Origin of the sequence: Actinopolyspora sp. BKK2, from assembly GCF_011291845.1 — a bacterium.
Taxonomy (GTDB): Bacteria; Actinomycetota; Actinomycetes; order Mycobacteriales; family Pseudonocardiaceae; genus Actinopolyspora; species Actinopolyspora saharensis.
Genome location: NZ_JAANTE010000005.1, coordinates 85195 through 109831 on the forward strand (window position 1 = coordinate 85195; position 24637 = coordinate 109831).

19 protein-coding genes are annotated in these 24637 nt (G+C 71.1%); 9 read left to right on the forward strand and 10 right to left on the reverse strand.

Annotated features, from left to right (window positions below; genetic code table 11):
• Window positions 1–172: 172 nt before the first annotated feature.
• Window positions 173–1234, reverse strand: a complete 1062-nt coding sequence (glpX, locus tag G9Q41_RS12525; RefSeq protein ID WP_092526640.1) for a class II fructose-bisphosphatase — start codon at window positions 1232–1234, stop codon at window positions 173–175.
• 219 nt (window positions 1235–1453) lie between these two features.
• Between glpX and G9Q41_RS12530 the strand changes: the two genes are divergently transcribed.
• A complete protein-coding gene (locus G9Q41_RS12530) occupies window positions 1454–2074 on the forward strand; it encodes a DUF4245 domain-containing protein (protein WP_165633336.1) in 621 nt (206 codons plus the stop codon).
• A 199-nt stretch (window positions 2075–2273) separates the two neighbouring features.
• Here G9Q41_RS12530 and G9Q41_RS12535 read toward each other — a convergent pair whose 3' ends face one another.
• From G9Q41_RS12535 to G9Q41_RS12550, 4 genes are all read right to left on the reverse strand, one after another.
• Window positions 2274–2570 carry an exodeoxyribonuclease VII small subunit gene (locus tag G9Q41_RS12535; RefSeq protein WP_092526648.1) on the reverse strand — a complete coding sequence of 99 codons (297 nt, stop codon included), beginning with the start codon at window positions 2568–2570 and terminating at the stop codon, window positions 2274–2276.
• 13 nt (window positions 2571–2583) lie between these two features.
• Window positions 2584–3015, reverse strand: a complete 432-nt coding sequence (locus G9Q41_RS12540) for a hypothetical protein (protein WP_092526651.1) — start codon at window positions 3013–3015, stop codon at window positions 2584–2586.
• A 117-nt stretch (window positions 3016–3132) separates the two neighbouring features.
• Window positions 3133–4365 (reverse strand): exodeoxyribonuclease VII large subunit, encoded by a 1233-nt coding sequence (gene xseA / locus G9Q41_RS12545; protein ID WP_092526654.1) that lies wholly within the window; start codon window positions 4363–4365, stop codon window positions 3133–3135.
• 436 nt (window positions 4366–4801) lie between these two features.
• Window positions 4802–5359: a lipid droplet-associated protein gene (locus G9Q41_RS12550; protein ID WP_165633337.1), complete on the reverse strand. Its 558-nt coding sequence runs from the start codon at window positions 5357–5359 to the stop codon at window positions 4802–4804.
• Between the two features lie 128 nt (window positions 5360–5487).
• Between G9Q41_RS12550 and G9Q41_RS12555 the strand changes: the two genes are divergently transcribed.
• Complete coding sequence (locus tag G9Q41_RS12555; protein ID WP_165633338.1) at window positions 5488–6516, forward strand: 4-hydroxy-3-methylbut-2-enyl diphosphate reductase; 1029 nt, start codon at window positions 5488–5490, stop codon at window positions 6514–6516.
• Window positions 6517–6647: 131 nt separating this feature from the next.
• On the opposite strand, the gene G9Q41_RS12560 is transcribed toward G9Q41_RS12555, so the two are convergent.
• Window positions 6648–7730 (reverse strand): DUF6542 domain-containing protein, encoded by a 1083-nt coding sequence (locus G9Q41_RS12560; protein ID WP_165633339.1) that lies wholly within the window; start codon window positions 7728–7730, stop codon window positions 6648–6650.
• Window positions 7731–8139: 409 nt separating this feature from the next.
• On the opposite strand from G9Q41_RS12560, the gene G9Q41_RS12565 reads away from it, so the two are divergent.
• On the forward strand, window positions 8140–10782 hold the full coding sequence (locus G9Q41_RS12565) for a glycoside hydrolase family 172 protein (RefSeq protein WP_242687406.1): 2643 nt from the start codon (window positions 8140–8142) through the stop codon (window positions 10780–10782).
• A 106-nt stretch (window positions 10783–10888) separates the two neighbouring features.
• Here the strand turns inward: G9Q41_RS12565 and G9Q41_RS12570 are convergent, their stop codons facing one another.
• Window positions 10889–11884, reverse strand: a complete 996-nt coding sequence (locus tag G9Q41_RS12570; RefSeq protein WP_165633340.1) for a LacI family DNA-binding transcriptional regulator — start codon at window positions 11882–11884, stop codon at window positions 10889–10891.
• Window positions 11885–12201: 317 nt separating this feature from the next.
• Between G9Q41_RS12570 and G9Q41_RS12575 the strand changes: the two genes are divergently transcribed.
• Entirely contained in the window at window positions 12202–13689 is a 1488-nt protein-coding gene (locus G9Q41_RS12575; RefSeq protein WP_165633341.1) for an FGGY-family carbohydrate kinase, read from the forward strand.
• A 115-nt stretch (window positions 13690–13804) separates the two neighbouring features.
• On the opposite strand, the gene G9Q41_RS12580 is transcribed toward G9Q41_RS12575, so the two are convergent.
• Window positions 13805–14734, reverse strand: a complete 930-nt coding sequence (locus G9Q41_RS12580) for a DNA recombination protein RmuC (RefSeq protein ID WP_165633342.1) — start codon at window positions 14732–14734, stop codon at window positions 13805–13807.
• Window positions 14735–14880: 146 nt separating this feature from the next.
• Between G9Q41_RS12580 and G9Q41_RS12585 the strand changes: the two genes are divergently transcribed.
• The 3 genes from G9Q41_RS12585 (at window position 14881) to G9Q41_RS12595 (ending at window position 20513) form a co-directional block, all read left to right on the forward strand.
• Window positions 14881–16059: an exonuclease SbcCD subunit D gene (locus G9Q41_RS12585; protein WP_165633343.1), complete on the forward strand. Its 1179-nt coding sequence runs from the start codon at window positions 14881–14883 to the stop codon at window positions 16057–16059.
• Window positions 16056–19007 (forward strand): SMC family ATPase, encoded by a 2952-nt coding sequence (locus G9Q41_RS12590; RefSeq protein WP_165633344.1) that lies wholly within the window; start codon window positions 16056–16058, stop codon window positions 19005–19007. Before G9Q41_RS12585 ends, G9Q41_RS12590 begins: the two co-directional genes overlap by 4 nt.
• 159 nt (window positions 19008–19166) lie before the next feature.
• A complete protein-coding gene (locus G9Q41_RS12595; RefSeq protein WP_165633345.1) occupies window positions 19167–20513 on the forward strand; it encodes a DUF2252 domain-containing protein in 1347 nt (448 codons plus the stop codon).
• Between the two features lie 224 nt (window positions 20514–20737).
• Here the strand turns inward: G9Q41_RS12595 and G9Q41_RS12600 are convergent, their stop codons facing one another.
• Window positions 20738–21235, reverse strand: a complete 498-nt coding sequence (locus G9Q41_RS12600) for a methylated-DNA--[protein]-cysteine S-methyltransferase (RefSeq protein ID WP_165633346.1) — start codon at window positions 21233–21235, stop codon at window positions 20738–20740.
• On the reverse strand, window positions 21232–22755 hold the full coding sequence (locus tag G9Q41_RS12605) for an AlkA N-terminal domain-containing protein (protein ID WP_165633347.1): 1524 nt from the start codon (window positions 22753–22755) through the stop codon (window positions 21232–21234). Before G9Q41_RS12605 ends, G9Q41_RS12600 begins: the two co-directional genes overlap by 4 nt.
• A 179-nt stretch (window positions 22756–22934) precedes the next feature.
• Between G9Q41_RS12605 and G9Q41_RS12610 the strand changes: the two genes are divergently transcribed.
• Both G9Q41_RS12610 and ychF read left to right on the forward strand, forming a co-directional pair.
• Window positions 22935–23141 carry a hypothetical protein gene (locus tag G9Q41_RS12610; RefSeq protein WP_165633348.1) on the forward strand — a complete coding sequence of 69 codons (207 nt, stop codon included), beginning with the start codon at window positions 22935–22937 and terminating at the stop codon, window positions 23139–23141.
• A gap of 82 nt (window positions 23142–23223) precedes the next feature.
• The gene (ychF, locus tag G9Q41_RS12615; protein WP_165633349.1) at window positions 23224–24303 is read left to right on the forward strand and encodes a redox-regulated ATPase YchF; all 1080 of its coding nucleotides are present in this window, start codon (window positions 23224–23226) and stop codon (window positions 24301–24303) included.
• Window positions 24304–24637: the final 334 nt, after the last annotated feature.

Genomic DNA, 24637 nt, shown 5'->3' on the forward strand with positions numbered 1-24637 from the left:
AGCACCGGTGCCGTGGTGAGCCCGCCCCGCCCTCGCGGGGCACCCGGCACCGGGGTGGTGGCTGCTCGACGCCGGGCACCCGCTCGCGAACAGAGGGGAGGTCCCGCGGGAGGCCTCGCGGGACGGGACACCCGTTCAGCGGCCGACGGAAGGCCGCGACCGGCCGGAAGGGTCAGGGCAGCAGGCCGTAGCGCGAGGAGGGCGCACCGCTGGTGAAGTCCAGATCCGAGTACTCGCCGAGCTTGCCCAGCTTGTGCGAGCCCTCGATGGAGCGGACCGTGCCGGACTTCGAACGCATCATCAGCGACTGCGTGGTGCACCTGTTCGCCCGGTAGTGGACCCCGCGCAGCAGTGCTCCGTCGGTGATCCCGGTGGCGCAGAAGAAGACGTTGTCGCCGCGCACCAGATCCGAAGTGGTGAGCACCTGCTGCGGGTCGTGCCCGGCCGAGCGGACCTGCTCCCGCTCGGTGTCGTCCTTGGGCCACAGCCTGGTCTGCAGCTCGCCGTCCAGGCACTTCAGGGCGCACGCGGTGATGATCCCCTCCGGGGTGCCGCCGATCCCCATCAACATGTCCACGCCGCTGTCCGGGCGCGCCGCCGCGATGGCGCCGGCCACGTCGCCGTCCGAGATGAACTGGATCCGCGCCCCGGCCTCGCGGACCTCGGAAACCAGCTGGTCGTGGCGCGAGCGGTCCAGGATGCAGACGGTGACGTCCGAGACCTCGATCTGCTTGGCCTTGGCGACCCGGCGGATGTTCTCCGCGACCGGAGCGCTGATGTCGACCACGTCGGCGGCCTCGGGGCCGACCGCGAGCTTTTCCATGTAGAACACGGCCGAGGGGTCGAACATGGCGTTGCGCTCGGCCACGGCGAGCACGGCCAGGGCGTTGGGCATCCCCTTGCTCAGCAGCGTGGTCCCGTCGATCGGGTCGACGGCCACGTCGCAGTCGGGGCCGTTGTGGTTGCCGACCTCCTCGCCGTTGAACAGCATGGGGGCCTCGTCCTTCTCCCCCTCGCCGATCACGACGACACCGCGCATGGCCACGGTGCTGATCAGCTTGCGCATGGCCTCGACGGCCGCGCCGTCACCGGAGTTCTTGTCTCCGCGCCCCACCCAGCGGCCCGCGGCCATGGCCGCGGCCTCGGTCACCCGCACCAGGTCCATCGCCAGGTTGCGGTCGGGAGCCTCGGGGCGGCGAGTCGCTCCGTTCGTTGCGGTCTCGGACGTGTTCATGGCGCCTCCCGTGGGCGAGACTGATTCGCTGCCTCGGTCGTGTCCGGTGAGTCGGTGTGGCGGTGGCCCGTAGCACTGGATCGAGGGCACGGAACGCCACTTCGGATGTCGGGCGGATCTTCGCAGATCCGAATCCTTTCGGTTCCGAAACAGTGGCGCAGCCCACGACGCAGGCCCGCTGCGCGGGTGCGTTACCCGTTCATCAGGCTAGGTGAGAGCATGCGAGGCGTGGCTGAACAGCGCAACCAGGGGTCGGATGACGACCGTTCCGGGGGTTCGCCGGGCGTGGCTCCGCGCAGCGTTCGAGCCATGGTGTTCGCGATGTTGCCGCTGGTGCTCGTGGTGCTGGGCATAGCGGGACTGACGGGACGTTGCTCGGTCAACCCGCTCGGTTCTTCCCTCGACACGGGGACGGCCCCGACCGTCAACGCCTCCCAGGAGTTCGAATCGGCGGCCGCCGGAGTGGACTTCCCCGTGCTGCATCCACATCCCCCGGACGGGTGGCGAGCCAACTCGGCCGACACGGAACAGATCACCCAGCAGGACAGCGCCGTGCGGGTGGGCTGGTTGACCGAGGACACGCACTACGTGCGGCTGTCCCAGTCCAGCGCCCCCGAGGCCGAGCTCGTCTCCTCCGAGACGGAACAGCCGCCGCGTGCCCGCGGGACCGTGCGGGCGGCGGGAGAGCAGTGGGTGGTCTACGAGAGCGTCCGCTCCGAGGTCGCCTGGGTCGGCGAGCGCTCCGGAGTGCGGCTGCTGATCACCGGTAACGGAACCGAGGAGGAGTTCCGGATGATGGCGCGGGCCGCGATCGACGCCCCGGTGGTTCACTCCGGGTGAGAGTTCGGCGGTGCCGGTTGCTCGGGTGGTTGCTCAGCCGGCACGTGAGTCGGCGCCTCGGGAGCGTTGGGCACGCTCTTGAACAGCGACCTGCGCGGCGAGCGGCCCGGCCTTGCAATGCATCCGACTCACGCACCGGAGCTTCTCGTCCTGCTCAGGCTCGTAAGCGCTCGCGTTGGCATGTGAATCCTCCGGTGAGTCACTCCGCGGAGGAGTCGTCCTGCTCCTGCACCGAGGCCAGCGCGCGGTCGACCCGCTCGCGCGCGCCTGCCAGCTGCCGCTCGCACGCGTTGGCCAGGGCCTCGCCGCGCTCCCACAGCGCCAGCGAGTCCTCGAGGGAGAGCCCACCGGCCTCCAGTTTGCGCACCACCTCGGCGAGCTCGTCCCGCGCCTGCTCGTAACCGAGGGCGGCAACGTCTGGATGATCGGAATCGGGGTCGACCCCGTTCGCCGCGGCCGCTTCCTCCCGGGAGTCTTCCCGCTCTTCGTCGGTCACTGGTTCGCTGCTTTCATCGGACGGTTCTTTCCAACTCTCGGCGCACGGACATCACGGCGGTGGCGACGGCCTGGTCATAGCCCACGAAGGCCTCGGCGAACTCCGCCCCGTCACCCTCGCGCACCGCGTCGTTGATCCGCAGCTGCGCTTCGGCGACCCTACGCCGGTACCCGCTTCCCCGCTCGGCCCACCATCCGCTGCCCACGTAGCGCGCCGTCGCCTCGGCCAGGGCGCTGAGCTGACCGGGCAGCGCACGCCGCTCGGGCGGGTCGCACCCACCCAGCAGCGCCGCCCAGCATCCCGCCGCCGCCGTGTCGGCCTCCTCGGCCCTGCGTCGCACCGCGTGGGCGTTCTCCCCGGAAGAAGTCTCCGAGGCGGCGCCCGCCGAGGCGGTCACGGCGACGGTGAGCGGGAGGAAAGTGGGCTGTCGCCCGTGGTTTAGCACCGCACACCTCCATGGGAGCACAAGCTGCTCGGGCGCCGTCGTCGATTCGCGTCGCGCCGCGATGCGGCCTGCTCGCCTGTTTCCGCGGCGGTCGTGCCGCCTGATACGAACAGCGGGTTACTCGTCATCGGTGACGACGGCGTGCACGGCCCCGTCGGTCAGCCGGATCCGCAGGTGCGTCCCGGCGGTGACCTGTTCCGTCGAGTGCAGGACAGACGGGCCGGCGTCCTCGACGCGTTGCACGATCGCGTAACCGCGAGCAAGCGTGGCTGCCGGTCCCAGCGCCGTCAAGCGTGATCTCGTCGCCGCGAGCTCGTGCTGCTCGCCGGTCAGCACCGCCAGCACCGCCCTCCTGGAGCGCTGCCTGAGCGCGTCGACCTGCTCCTGCCTGCGTTGCAGCGGAGCGTGCGGATCGGCGATCGAAGGCCTCGTGCGCAGCGAGTCCAGCACTCGTTGTTCCCGGTCCACCCAGCCGCGCAGCGCCCTCCTGGCCCGCTCCCTGAGCTGGGCGACCTGCTGGCTCTGCTCGGCGACGTCCGGCACGACCCGCTTGCCCGCGCCCGTCGGTGTGGAGCTGCGCACATCTGCGACGTGATCCAGCAGCGGGGAGTCCGGCTCGTGGCCCACAGCGCTCACGACCGGGGTGGTGCAGGCCGCCACCGCGCGGCACAGCGTCTCGTCCGAGAAGGGCAGCAGGTCCTCCACGCTGCCCCCGCCGCGGGCGATCACGATCACGTCCACGTTCGGGTCCGCGTCCAGCTCGGAGAGGACCTCCAGGATCTGCGGGACCGCCGTCGACCCCTGCACGACCACGTTGCGCACCTCGAAGCGCACCGCGGGCCACCGCAGCCGCGCGTTGCTCAGCACGTCGTGCTCGGCTGCCGAGTCCCTGCCGGTGATCAGACCGACCCGGTTCGGCAGGAACGGAAGTGGGCGCTTCCGCTCCGCGTCGAACAGCCCCTCGCCCTTGAGCAACTTGCGGAGCCGCTCTATCCGGGCCAGCAGCTCGCCCACCCCGACCGCTCTGATCTCGTCCACTCGCAGGCTCAGCGTGCCGCGGGCGACGTAGAAGGACGGCTTGCCGTGCACCACGACCCGGCTCCCGTCGGTCAGCGGGGGGTCCATCCCCCGCAGGAGCTTCGCCGGACAGGTCAGGGTCAACGAGACGTCCGCCGAAGGGTCCCGCAGCGTGATGAAGGCGGTGGAGGCGCCGGATCGGGCGGAGACCTGCGTGACCTGCCCCTCGACCCAGATGCTGCCGAGCCGGTTGATCCAGTCCGCGATCTTGCGGGCCACCGTGCGGACCGGCCAGGGCTCCTCGGCGGTTGTGGGGGAATTCAGCTGACTCACTCCTCGGATCGAGGTTTTTCGCTCGGATTGTCGTGGGCGGTGACGTGGCGGAATCTCTCGCGGGCTCTCGCTGCGGGGGCCCGACATCGGGTAGCTACCTGCACGACGTCCCCGGCCGTCCTCGCGAGAGCACCACGAGAGAACCCGCGCCGGTGCGAGTTGCTGGGGTGGCGCGTTTCGGCGCAGGCAGCGCCGAAGAGAGATCCGAGCCGACCAACAACTCGATCGGGGGCATCAGTGAGGTTTTCGGGGGCTACGTGCGCGGTGAGAACCCGGTGCGAAGTCCTGCCCGGGCGGGCGTGGTGCCGATCGCGCGAAACGACGCGTCGGGCGAGCGCGCGAGCCGGGGCCGGCACCGCCGACGGCGCAGCGGGTCCTCCGGCGCGGCCCGCGCCGGGCACGCGCCGTGGTCGAGCGGGGTCGCCGGGGCGGGGCGTTACTCGTCCGCGGCGTCCGAACCCCCCAGGTTGTTGATCCGGTTGGACAGCATCTGGAGGAAGTCGGGGCGCCGCGAGTGCGCGCGCTCGTACCGCAGCAGCCGGTGCAGCTCGGACAGGCTCAGGCGACGTAACTTGCCGCGCAGCTGCGGCAGCGTCATCTCCTCGTAGTCGGGCAGCAGGTCCGAGACGTCGTCCTCGCCGGTGGGTGCGGTCCTCCCGCCCCCGGTCGCCGGGCCCGCCTCCGCCGCGTCGACCGTCTCGCCCGCGGGGTGTTCGGAGGAGGCGGCAGGGGGCTGCGCCCGCTCGGTCCGCTCGTCCTCGTCGAACCTGGCCCACTCCGGCTGCTGCTCGGGCTGTCGGAGCTCGGCCAGCAGGTCGTCGCCCTTGATGGCGAGTTCGGTGACCTGCTGCTGCACGCGCATGGTCAGTTGCAGCGCCTGGCTGGTGACCGTGACCGGAAGGCCGATCAGACAGTCCGGCAGACGACGGGTCTGTTCGACGGCCGTGCTGGCCAGTCCGGCAGCCACCCGGATCGGCAGGGGAAACGATCGCATACCTTCAAGCTTGCCCCACGTACGGACCCGGCGTCATCTCCTCCGAAGGAGAGGACTCACGGTGATGTCCCTCGCCGGGGTGAAGCTCCTTGCTGACCGGTGCTGTCGAGGTCCGTACCCTGTGCGGTATGAGCACCTCGCCGCAGGCTTCCGAGCACACCGAGACCGTCACCGAATCCCCGTCGACGAACAAGCGGGTTCTGCTGGCCAAGCCCCGTGGGTACTGTGCCGGTGTCGATCGTGCGGTGGACACCGTGGAGCGAGTGCTGGACAAGTACGGCCCTCCGGTGTACGTCCGCAAGGAGATCGTGCACAACCAGCACGTGGTGCACAACCTCCGCGAGCGCGGTGTGGTCTTCGTCGAGGACACCGAGGAGGTTCCCGAGGGCTCGCTGCTGGTGTTCTCGGCCCACGGGGTCTCACCGGCCGTCCGCGAGTCCGCGGAGCGGCGCAACCTCCGCACCATCGACGCCACCTGCCCGCTGGTGACGAAGGTGCACAAGGAGGTGAACCGGTTCGCCAGGAAGGACTACGACATCCTGCTGATCGGTCACGAGGGCCACGAGGAAGTGGAAGGCACCTCGGGTGAATCCCCCGACCGGGTTCAGCTCGTGGACAAGCCGGAGGACGTGGACCAGGTCGAGGTGCGTGATCCGTCCAAGGTGGTCTGGCTCTCCCAGACCACGCTCAGCGTGGACGAGACCATGGAACGGGTCGAGCAGCTCCAGGAGCGCTTCCCCGACATGCAGGCCCCGCCGAGCGACGACATCTGCTACGCGACCTCGAACCGCCAGGTGGCGGTCAAGGCGATGGCCGCTGAGTGCGATCTCGTGCTGGTGGTCGGCTCGCAGAACTCCTCGAACTCCAAGCGGCTGGTCGAGGTCGCCCTCCAGTCCGGTGCCAGCGCCGCTTACCTGATCGACTACGCCAGCGACGTCGACGACTCGTGGCTGGAGGGGGTGGAGACCGTCGGCGTGACCAGCGGTGCCTCCGTGCCCGACGTGCTGGTCTTCCAGGTGCTGGACTACCTGCAGGAACGTGGCTGGGGGGACGTCGAGGAGGTCACCACGGCCAACGAGAAGGTTTCCTTCGCCTTGCCGCGGGAACTGCGCAAGGACCTCGACGAGAACCCGAACAACCCCCAGGGAGTGCGTTGATCGGGCTCGCAGCCCGAGCTTCGTAGCACCCGGCTTCCGCGGGTGGCCTTCCGGTCGGAGTGGCTCGCCCACGGCGGTCCGGGGGCACCCGCGGCGAACCGAACGGGCAAGATCCGGCGGGGAAGACCCGGTCAGCCCTCGTCGCGCCGTGGCCGCCGGGGACGGCCCGGGGGTTCGGCACGGCCGCCGCGCTGAGGCGGTTTCGCCGCGCCGCCTCCACCGTCCCGGGAGGGCTGGCCAGGGGCGGCCCTGCCCGGAGGTGCCGAGCGCTTCTCCCGCCCGGGCGGGGGCTTGCCCTCGCCACCACGCGCGGGGTTCGGGGGAGGGGCGTTCTTGCCCGCGCCCGGTTGTTGCTGGGGGCGTTCCCCCCGCCTGCCGCCCTCGCCGGAGGCGCCGGACCGGTTGCGCTCCCCTTCGGCGGGGCGTTGCCCCTGCCGCGCACCGCGGCCGGGGCGGGCGCTCCTGCGCTGGTCACCGGCCCCCTCGCGGGAGGCGTCCCCAGCGGGTTCCCGCCCGCTCCGGGAGCTCTGCTTGTTCGCCGAGCCGCTGCGCTTCTCGGTGGGCTCGCCCTGTTTCCCCCGCTCGCGTCGCTGGGAGGGGGCCCCGGTCTTCCGCGTGGTCCGCTCCGCGTCCACCTCGTCGCGCTGGTCCTCGTCCGGCCGCGGGCTCCTGCGGCCCCTGGTCTTCGGAGCGCCCGCCGATTCGCTCCGCGCGGACTGCGACTTGCTCGTCCTCGAGGCGGTCCCGTCCTTGTTGGAGCGCTCGAGCACGTGAATGCGCAGCAGGCCCGCGAGAAGAACCAGCACGGTGGCCGTCGCCATGGCCGGGAAGCTGTTGATCAGCGGCGTCACCACGGACAGCATCACGTTGCGTCCGCTGTCGCCCGAGTTGAAGCCGGTGCCCGTGACCAGCACGAGCGTGGGGATGGTGACCGCGATGACCAGGGGCGGCTGCACCATCGGGCCGAAGAGGCTGCCGCGACGTACCAGAGCGACCGCGAGCAGACTGCTCACGATGTAGCCCGCGACGAACACGAAGCCCGGTTTCGACTGGACCAAGAGGTCGATCACGATGCACACGCTCGTCAGCACCAGGGGCAGCAGGCACGCCGCCCACCACGAGATGCTGCGCGTGTTGCCGAAGGCGGACCGTTCCGCCCACTGGTTCGAGGGTCCCTCGGCGGTGTGGATCTTGCGCTCGGATGTCGCGGTCACAGGTGTCACCGTAACTGTCGTTCGCGGGGGCAACGACACGTCCACAGTCGAGAGCCCCGTGCGGAGGCGGTGACGCGCGGCAGGAGCGGAGGGCACGTCCCCTTCGTGACCTCTTCGTTATTACTCGCGAGCCAACGGGGCGGGGGTGGCGACCCGGCGCGAGTTGTGACACTTGACACCGCGCGAAGACGGTCGGATCTCCCCGCAGGTGCGCCGTGATCTTGCTGGGAATCCTTCTCACGAGGAACCGGTTCGGCCCGCTCGGAGTTCGGAATTACCCCTGAACGGACGACGTGGTCTTCGGTGCAAAACCGACGATCTCCGTATGACAATTCCTCCGGAAACGAGCCGGTTCTCGACGGTGCACCGCGTCGACGGCCGGGCAAGTCCGGTCCGGGGAGGGGAACAGATGCCAACGGGACCAGTCGCGGTCACGCGTTCGGGGGCGGGCCGTCGTCGCTCCTCCCGACGCGCACCGGGAGTGCTGGCACTCGTCGTGGCCACCGTGGCCGCGACCGTGGCGGCCACGGTCCCCGAAGTCGGTACCCGCCCGGCGCGTGCCGAGCCGGGAACGACGAGCCGCTCCCAGCCTCCCGGGAGCGAGAAGGGCTCCGGGAGCGAGGAGCACTCCGGGGGCAAGGGACCTGTCGGCTGGCGGACCTACCGCGAGCTGGACCGGCTCGGCGCGATCAGGCAGTCGCAGCACAGCGGACAGTACTCCAGCTTCTCCAGGAGCGGCAGCAACGACGACGGCTTCGAGGGGAGCTACTCCTGCCTGCGCACCGACGAGCAGGGGTGCGTCATCGCGGAACGGGCCGGGGCGGGTGAGATCACCTCGATGTGGTTCACCAGACAACCGTGGGGGGACGTGACCGCGACGGGAAACATCCGCATCGAGCTGGACGGCCGCACCGTGCTCGACGCCCCGCTCACGGACGTGGTCAACGGTGAGCTGGGAGCTCCCTTCGTGTGGCCGCTCGTGGGCAACGCCGCGGACACCGCCGGTGGTGCGGTGATCAAGGTCCCCATGCCCTACCGGGAGTCCATGCGCGTGACGGTGGACAACAATCCGCACTTCTACCACGTGGGGTACCGCTCGTTCGCCGACGCGCGCGGGGTCGACACGTTCGACCCTGCGGATCCGGCGCGCGACGTGATCCGCAAGCTCCGCCGGTTCGGCGTGGCCGACCCCAAACCCGAGTCCGGGACGCTGGAGAGCAGGAGGAGCGATTTCTCGCTCGCCCCGGGCGAGACCGTGCGGCTGGATCCGTTCCACGGCCCGGGCAGGATCGACGAGCTGCGGTTGCGGCTCCCGCGGGTCGTGCCAGCACCGCGGGTGGTGGATGACGGACGAGCCTTCGGCTCCGACGGCGGCAGCTCCTTCACGGCGCGGGTGGACCCCGACAACGAGGGAGTGCGGGTGACGCGGCGCTACGACGCCAACGTCGGTGCGCAGGTCGCTCGGCTCCGGGTGAACGGCTCCCCGGCGGGAACCTGGCGCAGCGGACCGGCGCGCCCCGGGAAGTGGGGGACGCAGCGCATCGAGGTGGACGAGGAGCTGACCGCGGGCGAGGAGAAGATCAGGATCTCCAACGAGTTCCGCTCGGCCGCGGTGGACATCAACGAGTTCCGCTACGAGGTGCACAGCAAGGTCGACGGCGAGTGGGTGCGCACGGACGTGCTGGACCTGGGGCCCGGGCACCCGGGGGAGGAACGGGCGCACGACTACCGCATCGACCACGAGGTGGCCCAGCGCGACAGTCTCCACGCGCGGTTGCCCGGCTCGGACGAGCGGGTCGCGGAGTCGGACTCGATCCTGAGGAACACGCGGTTGCGCATCAGCTTCGACGGGCGGACCACTGTGGACGCGCCGATCGGCGAGTTCTTTGGCTCCGGACTGGGCGAGTACGACGTCCGGAGGCTGATGAGCTCGATCGACGCGGGAAAGGGGTGGTACACCTCCTGGTGGCCGATGCCGTTCCGCCACGACGCGACGGTCGAGCTGGTCAACGAGGGGCCGGTGCCCATCGACGAGGGCACGCTCCGGGTCACCACCAGCCCGGACGGGAGCGACCCCGGCAGGAGATCCGGGTACTTCCACGCCACGCACCACGAGGGCCACACCGAACCGGGCTCGGACTGGCAGTTCCTCTCCGCGCGGGGGAGCGGCACCTTCTACGGGGTCACGCACACCATGCGCGGCAGGATCCCGCGGGCGGGTGCCGAATCCGACGGGCAGCCCCGCTCCCTGGCCACCCCGCGTGCCAATCAGCGCAACTACTTGGAGGGTGACGAGCGCTTCTACGTCGACGGTTCGTCCAGCCCGGCCTGGCACGGGACGGGCACGGAGGACTTCTACGAATCGGGCTGGTACTTCCGCGGCGGAGCCACTTTCAACATGCCGCTGGCCGGGAGCCCCGCTCACGAGCACTCCGGGGACGGTTGCCGCTACGACTGCACGGGAGCCTATCGGCTGCTGTTGTCCGACGCCGTTCCGTTCACCGAGGAACTGGTGGCGGGGATGGAGCACGGCCCGGCCAACAACGAGCCCGGGGTCTACAGCTCGACGGCCTACTGGTACGGAGGTCTCGCCCCGCGGAGCGAGCGCACCGACGTCGTCGAACTCGGCGACCGCGCGAGCAGGATCGCGCACCACTACCGGGCCACCGGCGAGACGACCGAACAGCTGACCGCCACCTTCGAGGGCGGGAGGAACCCGGGGCCGCACACCCGTTCCACCACGTCGACCACGGGCGAGATCGGTTTCCGCCTGCGCATCGATCCGAACAATTCCGGAGTGCGGCTGCGCAGGATGAGCGACCAGTTCCACGGTGGCCAGCGGGCCGTGGTTCGCGTGGACGGGCGTCCGGCCGGTACGTGGGCGCAGCCCCTCGGAAACGAGAGCCACCGGTGGCTGGAGGACGGCTTCGACGTCCCGCCCGAGCTGACCAGGGGCAAGAGCTCGATCCGGATCGAACTCAACCCGGTGGAGGACGCCCCGCCGTGGTCGGCCGTGCGGTACTCCGCCTTCTCCCGGCGGACTCCGGAGTGATGCCGCCGGTCTCCTTCGCGGTGGTTCCGCGCGGGGTGTCGTGGCTCCCCGTGAGGGGCTCGCGGGTTTTGGCCCGGATCCGGCGGAGCGAGGCGCGGCAGCGCGTTCAGCGCGGATCGCTGCTGGCCCGCGGAACCAGGTGCGCGGACAGCGTGGTGGTGCTCGGCTCGCCGCGCTCGTTCCCGATGCGGTTCAGCAGCAGTCGCGCGCCCACGGCGCCGATGTCGTAGGCGGGCTGGGCCACCACGGAGAGCGGTGGATCGAGCAGTCGTGCCCAGGGCGCGTCGTCGAAGGCCACCAGTCCCACGTCGCTTCCGGCCCGCACCCCCAGTTCACGCAGGGTTTCCAGCACCCCGAGCGCCATGGCGTTGTTGGCCACGAGCAGCGCGTCGGGCGGCCGGGTGGACTCCAGCAGCGAACGCGCGGCACGTCCGGCCCCCGCGGCCTTGAACTCGCTGCGGCGCACGAGCGAGGAGCAGTCGGGCATCCCGGCCGCGCGCAGCCCGGCGCGGTATCCCGCGAGTCGCTCGTCCGCGGTGGGAACCCCAGCGGGGCCGGTTATGCACCCGAGGCGCCGGTAGCCCTGTGCGGCCAGGTGTTCCGTGGCCTCCCGCGCCGCGGAACCGGTGTCCACCAGGACAGTGTCCCCGGGCGCGTCGGGAAGTGGGCGATCCAGCGCCACGAAGGGGGTCGCGGTGTCGCTGAGCAGCTCTCCGCCCGAGGTGTGTCCGGTCGGGGAGAGCAGTATCCCCGCCACCCGCTCCTCCAGCGCCACGGAGACGTAGGAGCGCTCCTTGTCCGCGTCGTCGTCGGAGTTGCACAGCACCACCGAGTACCCGGCCGCGTGCGCCACGTCCTCCACTCCCCGGGAGATGGCGGTGAAGAACGGGTTCTCCACATCGGATATGACCAGGGCCAGCACGGGGGTCTCCTGTCTTCGCAGGTTTCGCGCAGGCCCGTTCGGCCGGTAGTCGAGTTCCGCCACCGCGGCGAGCACCCGTGCGGCCAGTTCGGAGTCCACTGTGTCCTTGCCGTTCAGGGTCCTGGACACGGTGGCCGTGGACACACCGGCCCGCTCGGCCACCTCGTTGATCGTCGCCACAGCCGTGCTCTCCTTCCCGCGAGCCGTGTTGACACCCCACTCCGACGAGAATAACTTTTGGGAAAACGATTACTCAGCGGTTTTTCCGCTCGGATCGTCGCGGTTGGTCGCCGATCCGGGCCTCGCGCGGGATCGGGAACGGCGCTTCCCGCAGGCGGGCGGAGGCCCGTGCGACGGCGGACCGTCCTCGCGGGGGCACCGCGGGGGAACCGGCGGCGGTGCGCGTTGCCCGGGTGGTCGTTTCGGCGCCGACGCCGGAGGAAGGTCCCGAGCGACGAACTCGACCGGAAGAGCTCCACCGGCGAACGGAGCGCAGGATGGCAGCGGTACTGCTCGGCATCGACATCGGCACGTCCGGTTCGAAGGGAGTGCTGACCACAACCGACGGAAAGGTCCTCGCCAGGGCCGAGCGCGCCCACCGGACGCGGTATCCCCGTCCGGGATGGGTTGAGCACGACCCGGAGGAGATCTGGTGGAACGACTTCCGCGAGCTGGTCACCGAGCTGCTGCCCGCCGCGGAGGGCCACGAGCCGGCCGCTCTGGGGGTGAGCGGCATCGGACCGGTGCTGCTTCCCGCCGACGAGCACGGCACCGCGCTGCGGCCCGCGATCCTGTACGGCGTCGACACCAGGGCCACGGCCGAGATATCCGAGCTGGAGGGCGAGCTGGGGGCGGAGGAGATTCTGCGCCACGGTGGTTCCGCGCTGAGCAGCCAAGCGGTGGGACCGAAGCTCCGCTGGCTGGTCAACAACGAACCCGAGGTGTACCGGCGCACCGCGAAGCTGCTGATGTGCTCCTCGTACCTGGTGCACCGGTTGACCGGGCGCTACGTGCTCGACCACCACTCCGCCAGCCAGTGCGATCCGCTCTACGACCTGCACGGCAGGCGCTGGTTCCCCGAGTGGTCGAGCAGGGTGGCTCCCGGGCTGGAACTGCCCGAGCTCGCCTGGCCGACCGAGGTGGTCGGGCGGGTCGGCGGTGCCGCCGCGGCCGAGACCGGCCTGCCGGAGGGGCTGCCCGTGACCACGGGGACCGTGGACGCGTGGGCCGAGGCCGCCAGCGTGGGGGTGCGGAACCCGGGCGACGTGATGCTGATGTACGGCACCACCATGTTCTTCGTGCAGGTGCTGCGCGAGCCGCTCGCGCACCCCGCGCTGTGGGCCACCTGCGGTGCCTACCCGGACACGTACACGCTGGCCGCGGGGATGGCCACCTCGGGCGCGGTGACCGACTGGTTGCGCGGGCTGTTCGGCTCGGAGTTCTCCGAACTGGTCGCTGCAGCCTCCGAGGTTCCGGCCGGAAGCAGGGGGTTGCTGCTGCTGCCCTACTTCGCGGGGGAGCGCACCCCGGTGTTCGACCCGGACGCCAGGGGGATGCTGTTCGGGCTGACCACTTCGCACGGACGCGCCGAGGTCTACCGCAGCGCTCTCGAGGGGATCGCCTACGGGGTGCGGCACAACCTGGAGGCCATGCGGGACTCCGGGGCGGAGGTGGAACGGCTGGTCGCCGTCGGCGGGGGGACCACGGGTGGACTGTGGACGCGCGTAGTTTCCGACGTCACCGGGATGCCCCAGTCGGTTCCGCGGGAGACGGTGGGCGCGTGCTACGGCGACGCGCTGCTCGCCGGGGTGGCCACCGGGGTGGCGGTCGATCCGGACGGGTGGAACCCGGTGGCGGAGACGGTGGAACCCGACGTCGCCAACGCGGAGCGCTACGACGCCTTCTACCGGCACTACAGGAGCCTGCACGAACGCACCGTCGACACCGCGCACTTCCTCGCCGGGCAGCAGCGCGCCGCTGAGTGAGCGGAACACCGCGCGCCGCCCGGCCGAACGTTTCGCGCGAAACCGTCGTTCTGGAACCGTTCCGGAAAGGACGTTTCGCGCGAAACCGTCACTTCGCGGTGCGCTCGACGACGGGTCACCCGCCCTCCCCGTCCACCGCGATGGACTCCGTCTCCCGCCCGACCCGACCGGTTTCGGTGGAGTCGGACAGCTCGGCCAGCGGTTGGACCGCGCCGCGGAAGTTCTCCAGCGCGTCCAGTTCCCTGCGTCGCGCGGACACGAACCGCTGCAGGTGCGTGCTCGACAGGTTCACCGCCTCCACGGCGGACCCGGCGGCGCGCTGGGCGCGCACCGCCTGGGCGCGGACCCGCTCCATGTCCTCGGAGATGGCCTGCTCCGTGGCCGCGAACATCGCGGCCGAGGCCAGCACGGCGAACCCGGTCGGCCCGCAGAGGAACACCCGTTTGTCCAGCAGCCACGTGAGCAGGTTCGGGTCGGCGTCCAGCGCGGCGACCACGGCCGAGTCCGAGGGGACGAACATGACGGTCCCGTAGATGGCGTCGGCCCAGCGCCGGTAGTCCTTGCCCGCCAGCTCGTTGGCCCGCGCCCTGATGTTCTTGGCGTGCACCCGCAGCGCTTCGTTGCGTTCCTCGGGGTCGTCGGTCTCCACGGCCTCGGCCCACACCGCCAGGCTGGCCTTCGCGTCCACCGGCACGCGCCGTCCCCCGCCCACGGTGAGCACCAGGTCCGGGCGGGCCGCGCCGCCGCCCGCTATGTCGGTCTGCTGGGTGAAGTGCACCCCTTCGCGCAGGCCGAGGGCGGTGGCGGTGCGCACCAGCGCCTGCTCGCCCAGCTCGCCGCGACCGTTGGTCGAGGCGAAGGTGACCTCGTAGCGGCGCAGCTCCGCCTGCTGCTTGGTGCTGCGGGACCGTTCCTCGTCCAGCATCCGCAGCGCTTCGTCCGCGCGGCGCGCGTTGTCGGTGTAGAGCCGCCACATCATCGTGAGAGCCCCCGCGAACAGCAGTATCAGCACCACGACCAGCACCCCGAGAAATCCCGATCCCACGGACGCTCCTCTCGTCTCCTCGCTCCGGCCTTCCCGCCGATCATCTTCGACGTACCGCCTCAGGTGTGCGGGTTCGAGTCCGACACGCGGGTGGAACGGGTGACCGGTCGCCCGGGGCGCCGTCGATCGCCGATAGCGTGCGGACCATGCGCCTGCTGCACACCTCCGACTGGCACATCGGTCGTAGCTTCCACGGGCACGACCTGCTGGACGACCAGTGGCGCGTGCTGTCCGAACTGGCCGAGCTGGTTCGTGCGGAACGCGTGGACGTCGTGCTGGTCTCCGGCGATCTCTACGACCGCTCGGTGCCCTCCGGGGAGGCGGTGCGGCTGTGCGTGGACGTCCTGGAGCGGATCCGCGACGCCGGGGCCAGGCTGGTGGTCACTCCGGGCAACCACGACTCCCCCCAGCGCGTCGGGGCGTTCGCGGAGTTCGCGGCGGCGGGAGGTCTGCACCTGCACACCAGGACGTCCCGGCTGCACGAGCCGACGGTGCTCGAGGACGAGCACGGCCCGGTCGCCTTCTACGGCATCCCGTACCTGGAGCCGGACCCGGCGCGGCAGGTGCTGCGCTCCACCTCGGCACCGGGGGCGGCGGAACAGGACATCGGCCGTGACCACCCCTCCGTGCTCGGGGAGGCCATGAACCGGGTCCGCGCGGAACTGGCGGGCAGGCCCGCGGCGAGGTCGGTGGTGCTCGCCCACGCGTTCGTCACCGGGGGAGAGGCCAGCGATTCCGAGCGCAACATCGCCGTCGGCGGTGTCGATCGCGTTCCCGCCGCGGTGTTCGACGGGGTCGACTACGCGGCCCTGGGGCATCTGCACGGTCCGCAGCGCGTCTCCGAGCTGGTGCGCTACTCGGGAAGCCCGCTGGCCTACTCGTTCTCCGAGGCCGGCCAGCGCAAGTCGGTCTGGTTGGTCGAGCTGGACGCGGAGGGGGTTTCCGAGGTGCGGCGGCACGAGCTGCCCGTCCCGCGCGAGCTGGCCACTGTGGAGGGAACGCTCGAGGGGCTGCTGAACGATCCGGACCACGAGGCGTTCACGGAATGCTACGTTTCCGCCACGGTCACCGACGAGACGCGACCGCAGGACGGCATGCGCAGGTTGCAGCAGCGCTTCCCCCACGCGGTGCACATGGACTGGCAGCCCGCCGGAGGGCGGGCCGGGGCGGCGCTGCGCTACTCGGAGGCGGTGCGCGGCCGGGACGAGCGGCAGATCGTGCGGGACTTCGTGGCCAACTGCCGCGGAGGTGATCCGTCCGAATCGGAGCGTGCTCTGCTGGACCGGGCACTGAGCGACGTGCGTGCCTCGGAGGTGCGGGAATGAGACTGCATCGGCTGGAGATGTCGGCCTTCGGGCCGTTCCGGGACCACCAGGTGGTGGATTTCGACGAGCTCAGCGATGACGGGCTGTTCCTGCTGCACGGCGACACCGGTGCGGGAAAGACCACCGTGCTGGACGCGATCGTGTTCGCCCTGTACGGAGAGGTCCCCGGGGCGCGCAACCAGGCCAAGGCGCTGCGCTGCGACACGGCCGAGCCGACGACCCCCACCCGGGTCTCGCTGGAGCTGAGCGTGCAGGGGCACCGGCTGCGGGTGGAACGCAACCCGGAGTACGAGCGCCCGAAGAAGTCCGGCCAGGGCTCCACGACCGAGAAGGCCAAGGCCACGCTGACCTGGTTGAACGAGCCACCCTCCGGCGAGGTGCGCGAAGGGATCACCCGGCCTGCCGAGGTGCGTCCCACGATCGAGCGGTTGCTCGGCATAGACGCCAAGCAGTTCTGCCACGTCGCGCTGCTGCCGCAGGGGGACTTCGCCCGCTTCCTGCGCGCCGACGCCAAGGAGCGGGGCGACCTGCTGGAGCGGTTGTTCGGGACGCGGCGGTTCTCCGCAGTGGAGAAGTGGTTCAGGGACACGCGTTACGAACGAGGCCGGGAACTGGAGCAGCGGCGCGGCGAGGCCGACCGGCTGCTGGCCCGGCTCGCCCAGGTGGTGGGGGCCGAACCCCCCGAGGAGGACCGGGCCACCTGGTTGGAGGGCGTCGAGAAGAGCTTCAGCCTGGAGAGCGAGCGCGCCCGGCAGGAACTCGACCGGCTGCGACGGCAGCGCGAGCAGGCCGACGACGCTCTGGCCAAGCAGCGGGAACTCGCCGACCGGGTTGAGCGGGTCCGCGCGGCGCGTTCGGAACTGGACGAGCTGGCTGCCGAGTCCGAGCGGCACGAGGCTGCCAGGGTCGAGCTGGAGGCCGCGCGGCGGGCCACCTCGGTGGTCGAAGTCGGCAGGACCGTCGACAGGGCCGCGGCAGCGCTGCGGGACGCGGAGGCGGAGCTGCGGGAGGCCGGGCAGGCCTGCTCCGATGTGGACACCGAATCCGCGGAGGCCCCGGAGCAGCTGCGGGCGCTGGCCGTGCGCTACCGGGAGCGGGCCGCCGTGCTGGAGAGCCTGGAGTCCGCGGCCGAGCAGCAGCGCGGGGATCGGGAACGGATCACCGAGCTGGACGAGCGGATCGCGGCCGACGAGGCCACCGACGCGGAGCTGGCCGAGCAGCTGGGGCAGCTGCCCGCGGCCGTCGAGCGGGCCCGCGCGGAGGTGAACGAGGCCGAGCAGGCCCCCGAGAGGCTCGAGGCGGTGCGCGGCAACCGGGAGGAGCTGGAGGCGGCGTTGCGGGCCGCCCGGGAACTTCCCGCGGCGGAGAACCGCAGCGTCGAGGCGCGGGACCGCGAGCGCCGGGCCGTGGACGACCACCAGGGCGCGCGTGCCGAGCTGCAGCGGATCCGGGAGCTCAGGCTGGCCGGGATGGCCGCCGAGCTGGCCGCGGAGCTGGAAGAGGGGACGGCCTGTCCGGTGTGCGGCGGCACGCGGCACCCCGAACCGGCCGAACCGCACGAGCGGACCGTCGGCGCCGAGGAGGAGCGACTGGCCCGCGAGCGGGAGACAGAGCTTCAGCGGTGGCGCGACGAGCAGCGCGGCCTGGCGGAGGAGGCCGAGCGGGAGTGCGCGCGGCTGCGCGAGCAGGTGGGCGAGCGCACCGAGCAGTGGTTGCGGTCCGAACTGGACAGGGCCACCTCCGAGCGGGATCGGTTGAGCGAGCTGGTCGCCCAGCGCGAGACCAGGGCGGCGCAGCTGGCCGAGCTGGAGACCAGCAGCGAGCGGCTCGGTGAGCGGCGTTCCGAACTGGCCGAGCGGATCGCCGCAGCCCGCTCCTCCCGCGACGCGCTCGCCGAGCAGGTGCGCGAGCGGGAGCAGCGGTTGAGCGAGTCCCGCGGCGAGTTCGACACGGTCACCGCCCGCAGGCAGCACCTGGTGGAACGGGCGGAGCGGGTGGACCGGCTCGCTGCAGCCAAGGGCGACCACGACCGGGCGCTGGCCCGGGAGTCCGAGCAGCGCGCGGAGCTCGCCCGCACCGCGGCGGACAACGGGTTCGAGACCCCTGAGCAGGCCCTGGACGCGCGGCGGGAGCAGCGGCGCGTCCAGGAGCTCGAGGAGTGGCTGGCCGAGGTGGACCGCAGGGAGGCCGCGGCCCGGGCGACGCTGCGGGAGCTGGCCGAGGTGTCCGCCGAGACCGAGGTGGACGTGGCGGCTGCGGCCGAGGCCGCCGACCGGGCCAGGGAGGCCGCCCAGCAGGCGGGCAACACGGTGGCCGACCTCGACCGGCGCGTCGACGAGATCACCGAGCTCGGGCGGCAGCTGCGCGATTCCTGGAAGGAGCTGGAACCGGTCGAGGCGGAGTTCGCCGAGCTGGACGCGCTGACCGACGTGATCAACGGTCAGGGGCAGAACGCGCGCAGGATGACCCTGCGGTCCTACGTGCTCGCCGCGCGGCTGGAGGAGGTCGCCGAGGCGGCCACCCAGCGGCTCGGGCACATGAGCGACGGGCGCTACTCCTTCGTGCACTCCGACGAGCAGGGTCCGCACGGCAAGCGGGGCGGGCTCGACCTGCGGGTGGTCGACGACTACTCGGGGCGCACTCGGTCGACCAAGACCCTGTCCGGGGGCGAGACCTTCCTGGCCTCGCTCGCGCTGGCGCTCGGGCTGGCCGACGTGGTCAGCGCGGAGGCGGGGGGAGCGATGTTGGACACCCTGTTCATCGACGAGGGGTTCGGAACCCTGGACGGGGATACACTCGACCTGGTGATGGACGCGTTGGACGAGTTGCGCGCCGGTGGACGGGTCGTCGGGCTGGTCTCCCACGTCGACGAGCTGCGGCAGCGGATCCCGGTGCGTCTGCGGGTGCGCAAGTCGCGCGGCGGTTCGTCCTTGGCGATCGAGTCGTGACCGCGCGCCTCCGCGGCGCGGTCACGCGCGGACGACCCCGCGGAGGGCGCGGGCGGAGTGGTTCCCGCAGAGCGGGCACTACGGCAACCCGAACGGAAAAGACCTCGACGAACGAGGCAAGCGAGGAGCGCGGCCCCTGGGGTCGGGAAAGGTCGACACATGTCCGAGCTGTCCAACATGCTGGAGGTTCACGATTCGGATGCTCGTCGCGAGCACATCGTGAACACGCTCGTCGACACGTTCTCGGAGCTGATGCGGGACAAGCCCGCCGCTTTCCGCACCAAGTTCCGCAAGATGGCCGCTTCCCCGTTCGCCTTCTACCGGGGCAGCGCCAGCCTGTTCTACTCCGACGTCGCCCGGCTCAGGGATCCGTGGGCCGATGAGCGCACCAGCAGGGTTTGGATCCAGGGGGATCTGCATGCCGAGAACTTCGGCACCTACATGGACAGCGAAGGCGTGCTGATCTTCGACGTCAACGACTTCGACGAGGCGTACCTGGGGCACTTCACCTGGGACCTGCAGCGCTTCGCCGCCAGCATCGCCCTGATCGGCTGGAGCAAGGCGCTGCCGGACGAGGACATCAAGAGGTTCGTCAAGGACGCCACGCGCTCCTACATCGACCAGGTGCGTCGTTTCGTCGAGGGCGGCAACGACGCCGCCTTCTCGCTGAACCTGCGCAACACCGACGGCGCGATCCACGAGGTGCTGCGCCACGCGCGGTTGTACAGCAGGGGTGGCCTGCTGGCTCGGGACACCGAGACCGAGGGCTTCGACCGCCGGTTCCGGGAGGGGCCCGGGGTGCGCAGGCTCGACGAGCAGGAGTACAAGCGCGTGCTCGAGGCCTACGAGCGCTACCTGGAGACGATCCCGCAGGACAAGCGGATGAGCGACATCGCCTACGGGGTCAAGGACGTGGTGGGGCGCAGCGGTTTCGGCATCGGCAGTGCAGGTCTGCCCGCCTACAGCCTGCTGCTCGAGGGCGAGAACGAGGCGCTGGAGAACGACCTGATCCTGTCCATGAAGCAGGCCAACGTGGCCGCTCCCGCCGCCGTGGTGCCCGACGAGCGGATCGCGAACTACTTCCTGCACCACGGTCAGCGCACCGCGCTGTCCCAGCGGGCGCTGCAGGCGCACTCCGACGCGCTGCTCGGCTACACCGAGATCGACGGGGTCGGCTACGTGGTCTCGGAGGTCTCGCCCTACGTCTCCGATCTGGACTGGAGCGAGCTGACCGAGCCGGAGGACATCCTGCCCGTGGTGGACTACCTGGGGCGGGCCGTGGCCAAGGTGCACTGCGTGTCCGACTCCGACTCCGACCAGACGCTGGTCCCGTTCCAGACCGAGGACGCGATCCTGAACGTGGTGGCAGGCCACGAGGAGGAGTTCGCGAACTGGATGTGCGACTTCGCGATGGAGTACGCCGACGTGGTTCGCGACGACTACCGGCTGTTCGTCGAGGCATTTCGGAATGGGGAGATCGGGGGAGTCAGGGCCACCCGCAACTGAGTTCGGCGGAACGTGCCCGGTCCCCTTGCCTGGCGGTGCGGGTGGCGCCGCCGGTGACTCGCAGCGTCCTTCGACGTTGTGTTCTTCTGCGCTGCGGCGCCGGGGAACCCCGGGAACTTTTGGACGTTTCGCGCGAAACGTTCTTTCTGGAGTGGTTCCAGAGTGACCGTTTCGCGCGGAACGTTGCCCGCGTGGAGCTCGGGACGACGAGTGGCCGGGACGGGTCAATTCCTCTCGTGCTCGAGCAGCTGGGCCTTGAGGTCGGTCCCCCAGCGGAACCCGCCGAGCGCGCCGTCGCCGCGCAGCACTCGGTGGCAGGGCACGAACAACGCCGCGGCGTTGTTGGCGCAGGCAGCCGCCGCGGCCCGCGCCGCCTCCGGGCTGCCCGCCAGCGCGGCGCACTCCCGGTAGGTGACGGGTGCCCCCGCCGGGAGCGTGCGCAGCGTCGCCCAGGCGCCCTCCCGGAAGGGGCCGGAGCTCTGCCGCACGGGGATCTCGTCGACGGCGTCCAGCTCACCCGCGTGGTATCGCTCGACCGCCTTGCTCACCGCGCCGAGGTCGAGCGCCTTCCGCGTCTCGGAGGGCCGCAGCGACGCGGCCATCAGGGGCAGCAGTTCGCCCACCTCGGGGGTCCAGCCGGAGGCGAGCACCGCCCCGTCCGCGTCGACGACGGCGGTGAACGGGCCGAGGTGGGTGTCGGTGGTGGAGTGCTGGGCGATCATTTTCGTCCTTCTTCCGCGTTCGCTTCTTCCGGTTTCGGGGGCTCTTCCGAGCCGGGGTGGGGGTGTGTCGCCCCGATCCGCCGCAGGTGCATCGCCGCGTAGGAGCGCCAGGGAGACCACCCGCGGGCGCGCCGGGTCAGCTCGGCCCGTTCCGGGGTGAGACCGAGTCGCGCCGCGCCGCGCAGCAGCACTGGTTCGTCGGGGGTGAGCGAGTCCGGCGAGCCGAGCACCCTGGCGGTGACGTGCTCGGCGGTGACCGGGTCGAGGCCGCCGAGCTCGCGCAGCTCGCCGCGCAGTTCGACGTCGTCCCTGCCCGCGTCGATTCGGAGCTCGTCGGCTGCGATCCGCTCCGCGAGCGCCCGGAGAGCAGTGCCGCCTCCGGGTTGGTGGCTCAGCACCGGCTCGGCGTGCTCGGCCACTTCTTCCGGACGGGGGAACAGCCTCGCCCGGGTGTTCTCCGCGATCCCGCGCACCGGCTCGCCCAGTGCTTCGACGAGCGCGGCCGTGCTGCTGGCGGCCGCTTCCGGCGGGAGTCCGCGGGACAGCACCGCGCGGAGCGCTGTCTCGGGGCCGTCGACGCTGCCGGGGAACCGGATTCCCGGTGCGCGGCGCACTGCTCCGGACAGGGCGGGGTCGGTGCCGAGCACCTCGTCGACGGCGACCGGGTCGCAGTCGAGGTCCAGCAGTCTGCGCAGCCGGGTGACCGCGCTGCCGAGGTCGCGCAGGTCGGTCAGCCGCAGCGTGGCGGCGATGTGCTCCCGCCGCGGGACCAGCTCGGCGCTTCCCGTCCCCCGGGGAAGCCGCAGTGTTCTGCCGTAGTGCGTGCTCGACCCCCACTCGACACCGGGCACGGCCTCGGCGAGCAGGAAGTTCAGCGTCCCCGCTGCGTCGAAGGGCGTTCGCAGCGGCAGCCGCAGGTGCAGCGTCCCCGCGGGGAGCCCGTCCGGGCCGGTGCGGCGGTTGGCCCGGTCGCGCAGCGTCGTGGGGGTGGTGGCGAAGACCTCGCGCACGGTCTCGTTGAACTGGCGCAGGCTCGCGAAACCGGCGGCGTGGGCCACCTCGATGAACTCGAGTCCGGTGGTCTCGATCAGCAGTCGTGCGGTGTGCGCCCGGTGGGCGCGGGCGAGTGCCAGCGGGCTCGCCCCGAGCTCGGCGGTGAGCACCCTGGTCAGGTGCCTGGTGGAGTAGCCGAGGCGAGCGGCCAGGCCGGAGACGCCTTCCCGGTCCACGGTCCCGTCGTCGACCAGGCGCATGGCCCGTCCCGCCAGGTCTGCTCGCAGGTCCCACTCGGGGGAGCCGGGGACGGCGTCGGGCAGGCAGCGCCTGCAGGAGCGGTAGCCGGCCTGCTGCGCGGCGGCCGCGGTCGGGAAGAACTCCACGTTGTCGGGCTTGGGAGTGCGTGCCGGGCAGGAGGGACGGCAGTAGATGCCGGTGCTGCGCACGCCGGTGACGAAGCAGCCGTCGAACCTGGTGTCGCGGGAGGCGACGGCTCGGTGGGCTCGCTCTTCGCTGACCAGCATGAACCCGATACTGCCACTCGCGGGCGGCGCAGCACCGGCGGAAATCGGACACGGCTGTGGTTGCTTTCGCGCTGAGGCGGCGGTTCCGGGACGTGCTGTTCCGGCGGGGAGGTGCTCGCCGGTTCCGGACCGACCACGAGCACGCTGCGTTCGCCGGTGGGGCGGCCTATCTTCGAGTCATGACTCGGGGACTGCGCGCGAGGCGAGTGGCAGGGGCCGTGCTGGCAGCTCTGGCGTTGCTGCTCGGGGCCGCCTGCGAGGACACCGGCGGTGGGGGCGGCGACCAGCAGGAGCAGGAACAGGAGCAGGACGGCGAGCAGCAGGACGGGAATCAGCAGGAGCAGGACGGCGAGCAGCAGCAGGAGCAGGAGAACGGCGGCTACTGAGCGCCCCTCCGGGCGGCGGGCAGCGCGCCGTCGCCCGACCGTCTGACCGAGATCGTGGAGGAGCTCCTAGACTTGGACAGCTGTGAGCCTCACTCTCGGAATCGTCGGGCTGCCCAACGTGGGCAAGTCCACCCTGTTCAACGCGCTGACCCGCAACGAAGCGGTCGCGGCCAACTACCCGTTCGCGACCATCGAACCCAACGTCGGTGTGGTCCCGCTGCCTGACCGGCGGCTGGACGACCTCGCCGAGATGTTCGAGTCCGCCCGCACCGTGCCGGCCACCGTCTCGTTCGTGGACATCGCGGGCATCGTGCAGGGAGCCTCGGAGGGGCAGGGATTGGGCAACCAGTTCCTGGCCAACATCAGGGAGGCCGACGCGATCTGCCAGGTCATTCGCGTGTTCGACGATTCGAACGTGGTTCACGTCGATGGGCAGGTGAATCCGTCCAGCGACATCGAGACGATCAACACCGAGCTGATCCTCGCCGACCTGCAGACCATCGAGAAGGCTCTGCCGCGCCTGGAGAAGGAGGCGCGCACCAAGAAGGAGCGCAAGCCCGCGCTGGACGCGGTCCAGGAGGCCAAGGAGGTCCTGGATTCGGGCCGCACCCTGTTCTCGGCGGGCAAGGGCGGCGAGGTCGCCGAGCTGGCCGAGCTCAACCTGCTGACCACCAAGCCCTTCCTCTACGTGTTCAACTGCGACGAGGGAGTGCTGGCCGACGAGTCCAAGCTCGCCGAGCTGCGCGAGATGGTCGCGCCGGGCGACGCCGTCTTCCTGGACGCCAAGGTGGAGTCGGAGCTGACCGAGCTCGACGAGGAGTCGGCCAGGGAGCTGCTCGAGTCGGTGGGCCAGGAGGAGCCCGGGCTCAACGCGCTGGCCAGGGCCGGTTTCCACACCCTCGGGTTGCAGACCTACCTCACGGCCGGGCCGAAGGAGGCCCGCGCCTGGACGATCCGCCAGGGCGACACCGCCCCGGAGGCGGCCGGTGCCATCCACAGCGACTTCCAGCGCGGCTTCATCAAGGCCGAGATCATCTCGTACGAGGACCTGATGGAGGCCGGCTCCATGAGCGCGGCCAAGTCCGCGGGCAAGGTCCGGCTGGAGGGCAAGGAGTACGTGATGCGCGACGGCGACGTGGTGGAGTTCCGCTTCAACGTCTGATCGTCGACGTTTTCGCTGCTCAGCGGGCTGGTTGTTGTCGTCGTTCGTCGTGCGTTCGTCAGCGGCTTCCGAACACGCCGGTGAGCACCTCGGCGGCAGCGTGCGCGTGCGGTCCGGTGCGGCCGTGGCCATGAGGACGGGCGCAGCTCGTGGCGTCGTAATGCCCGAGTGTCCGCTGTGCGGTCGCAGCTTCGCGGGGCCGAGGCGATCAACCCGCTGGCGCGGAAGTGGCGGGGCAGTGGAGCCGAGCACCTCCACACCCCGCCGCTGGTCCCACGCAGAATCCCCGAATAGCAGGACAGCTGTCTTCTTCGCGCATCGCCTCTCGGAAGGT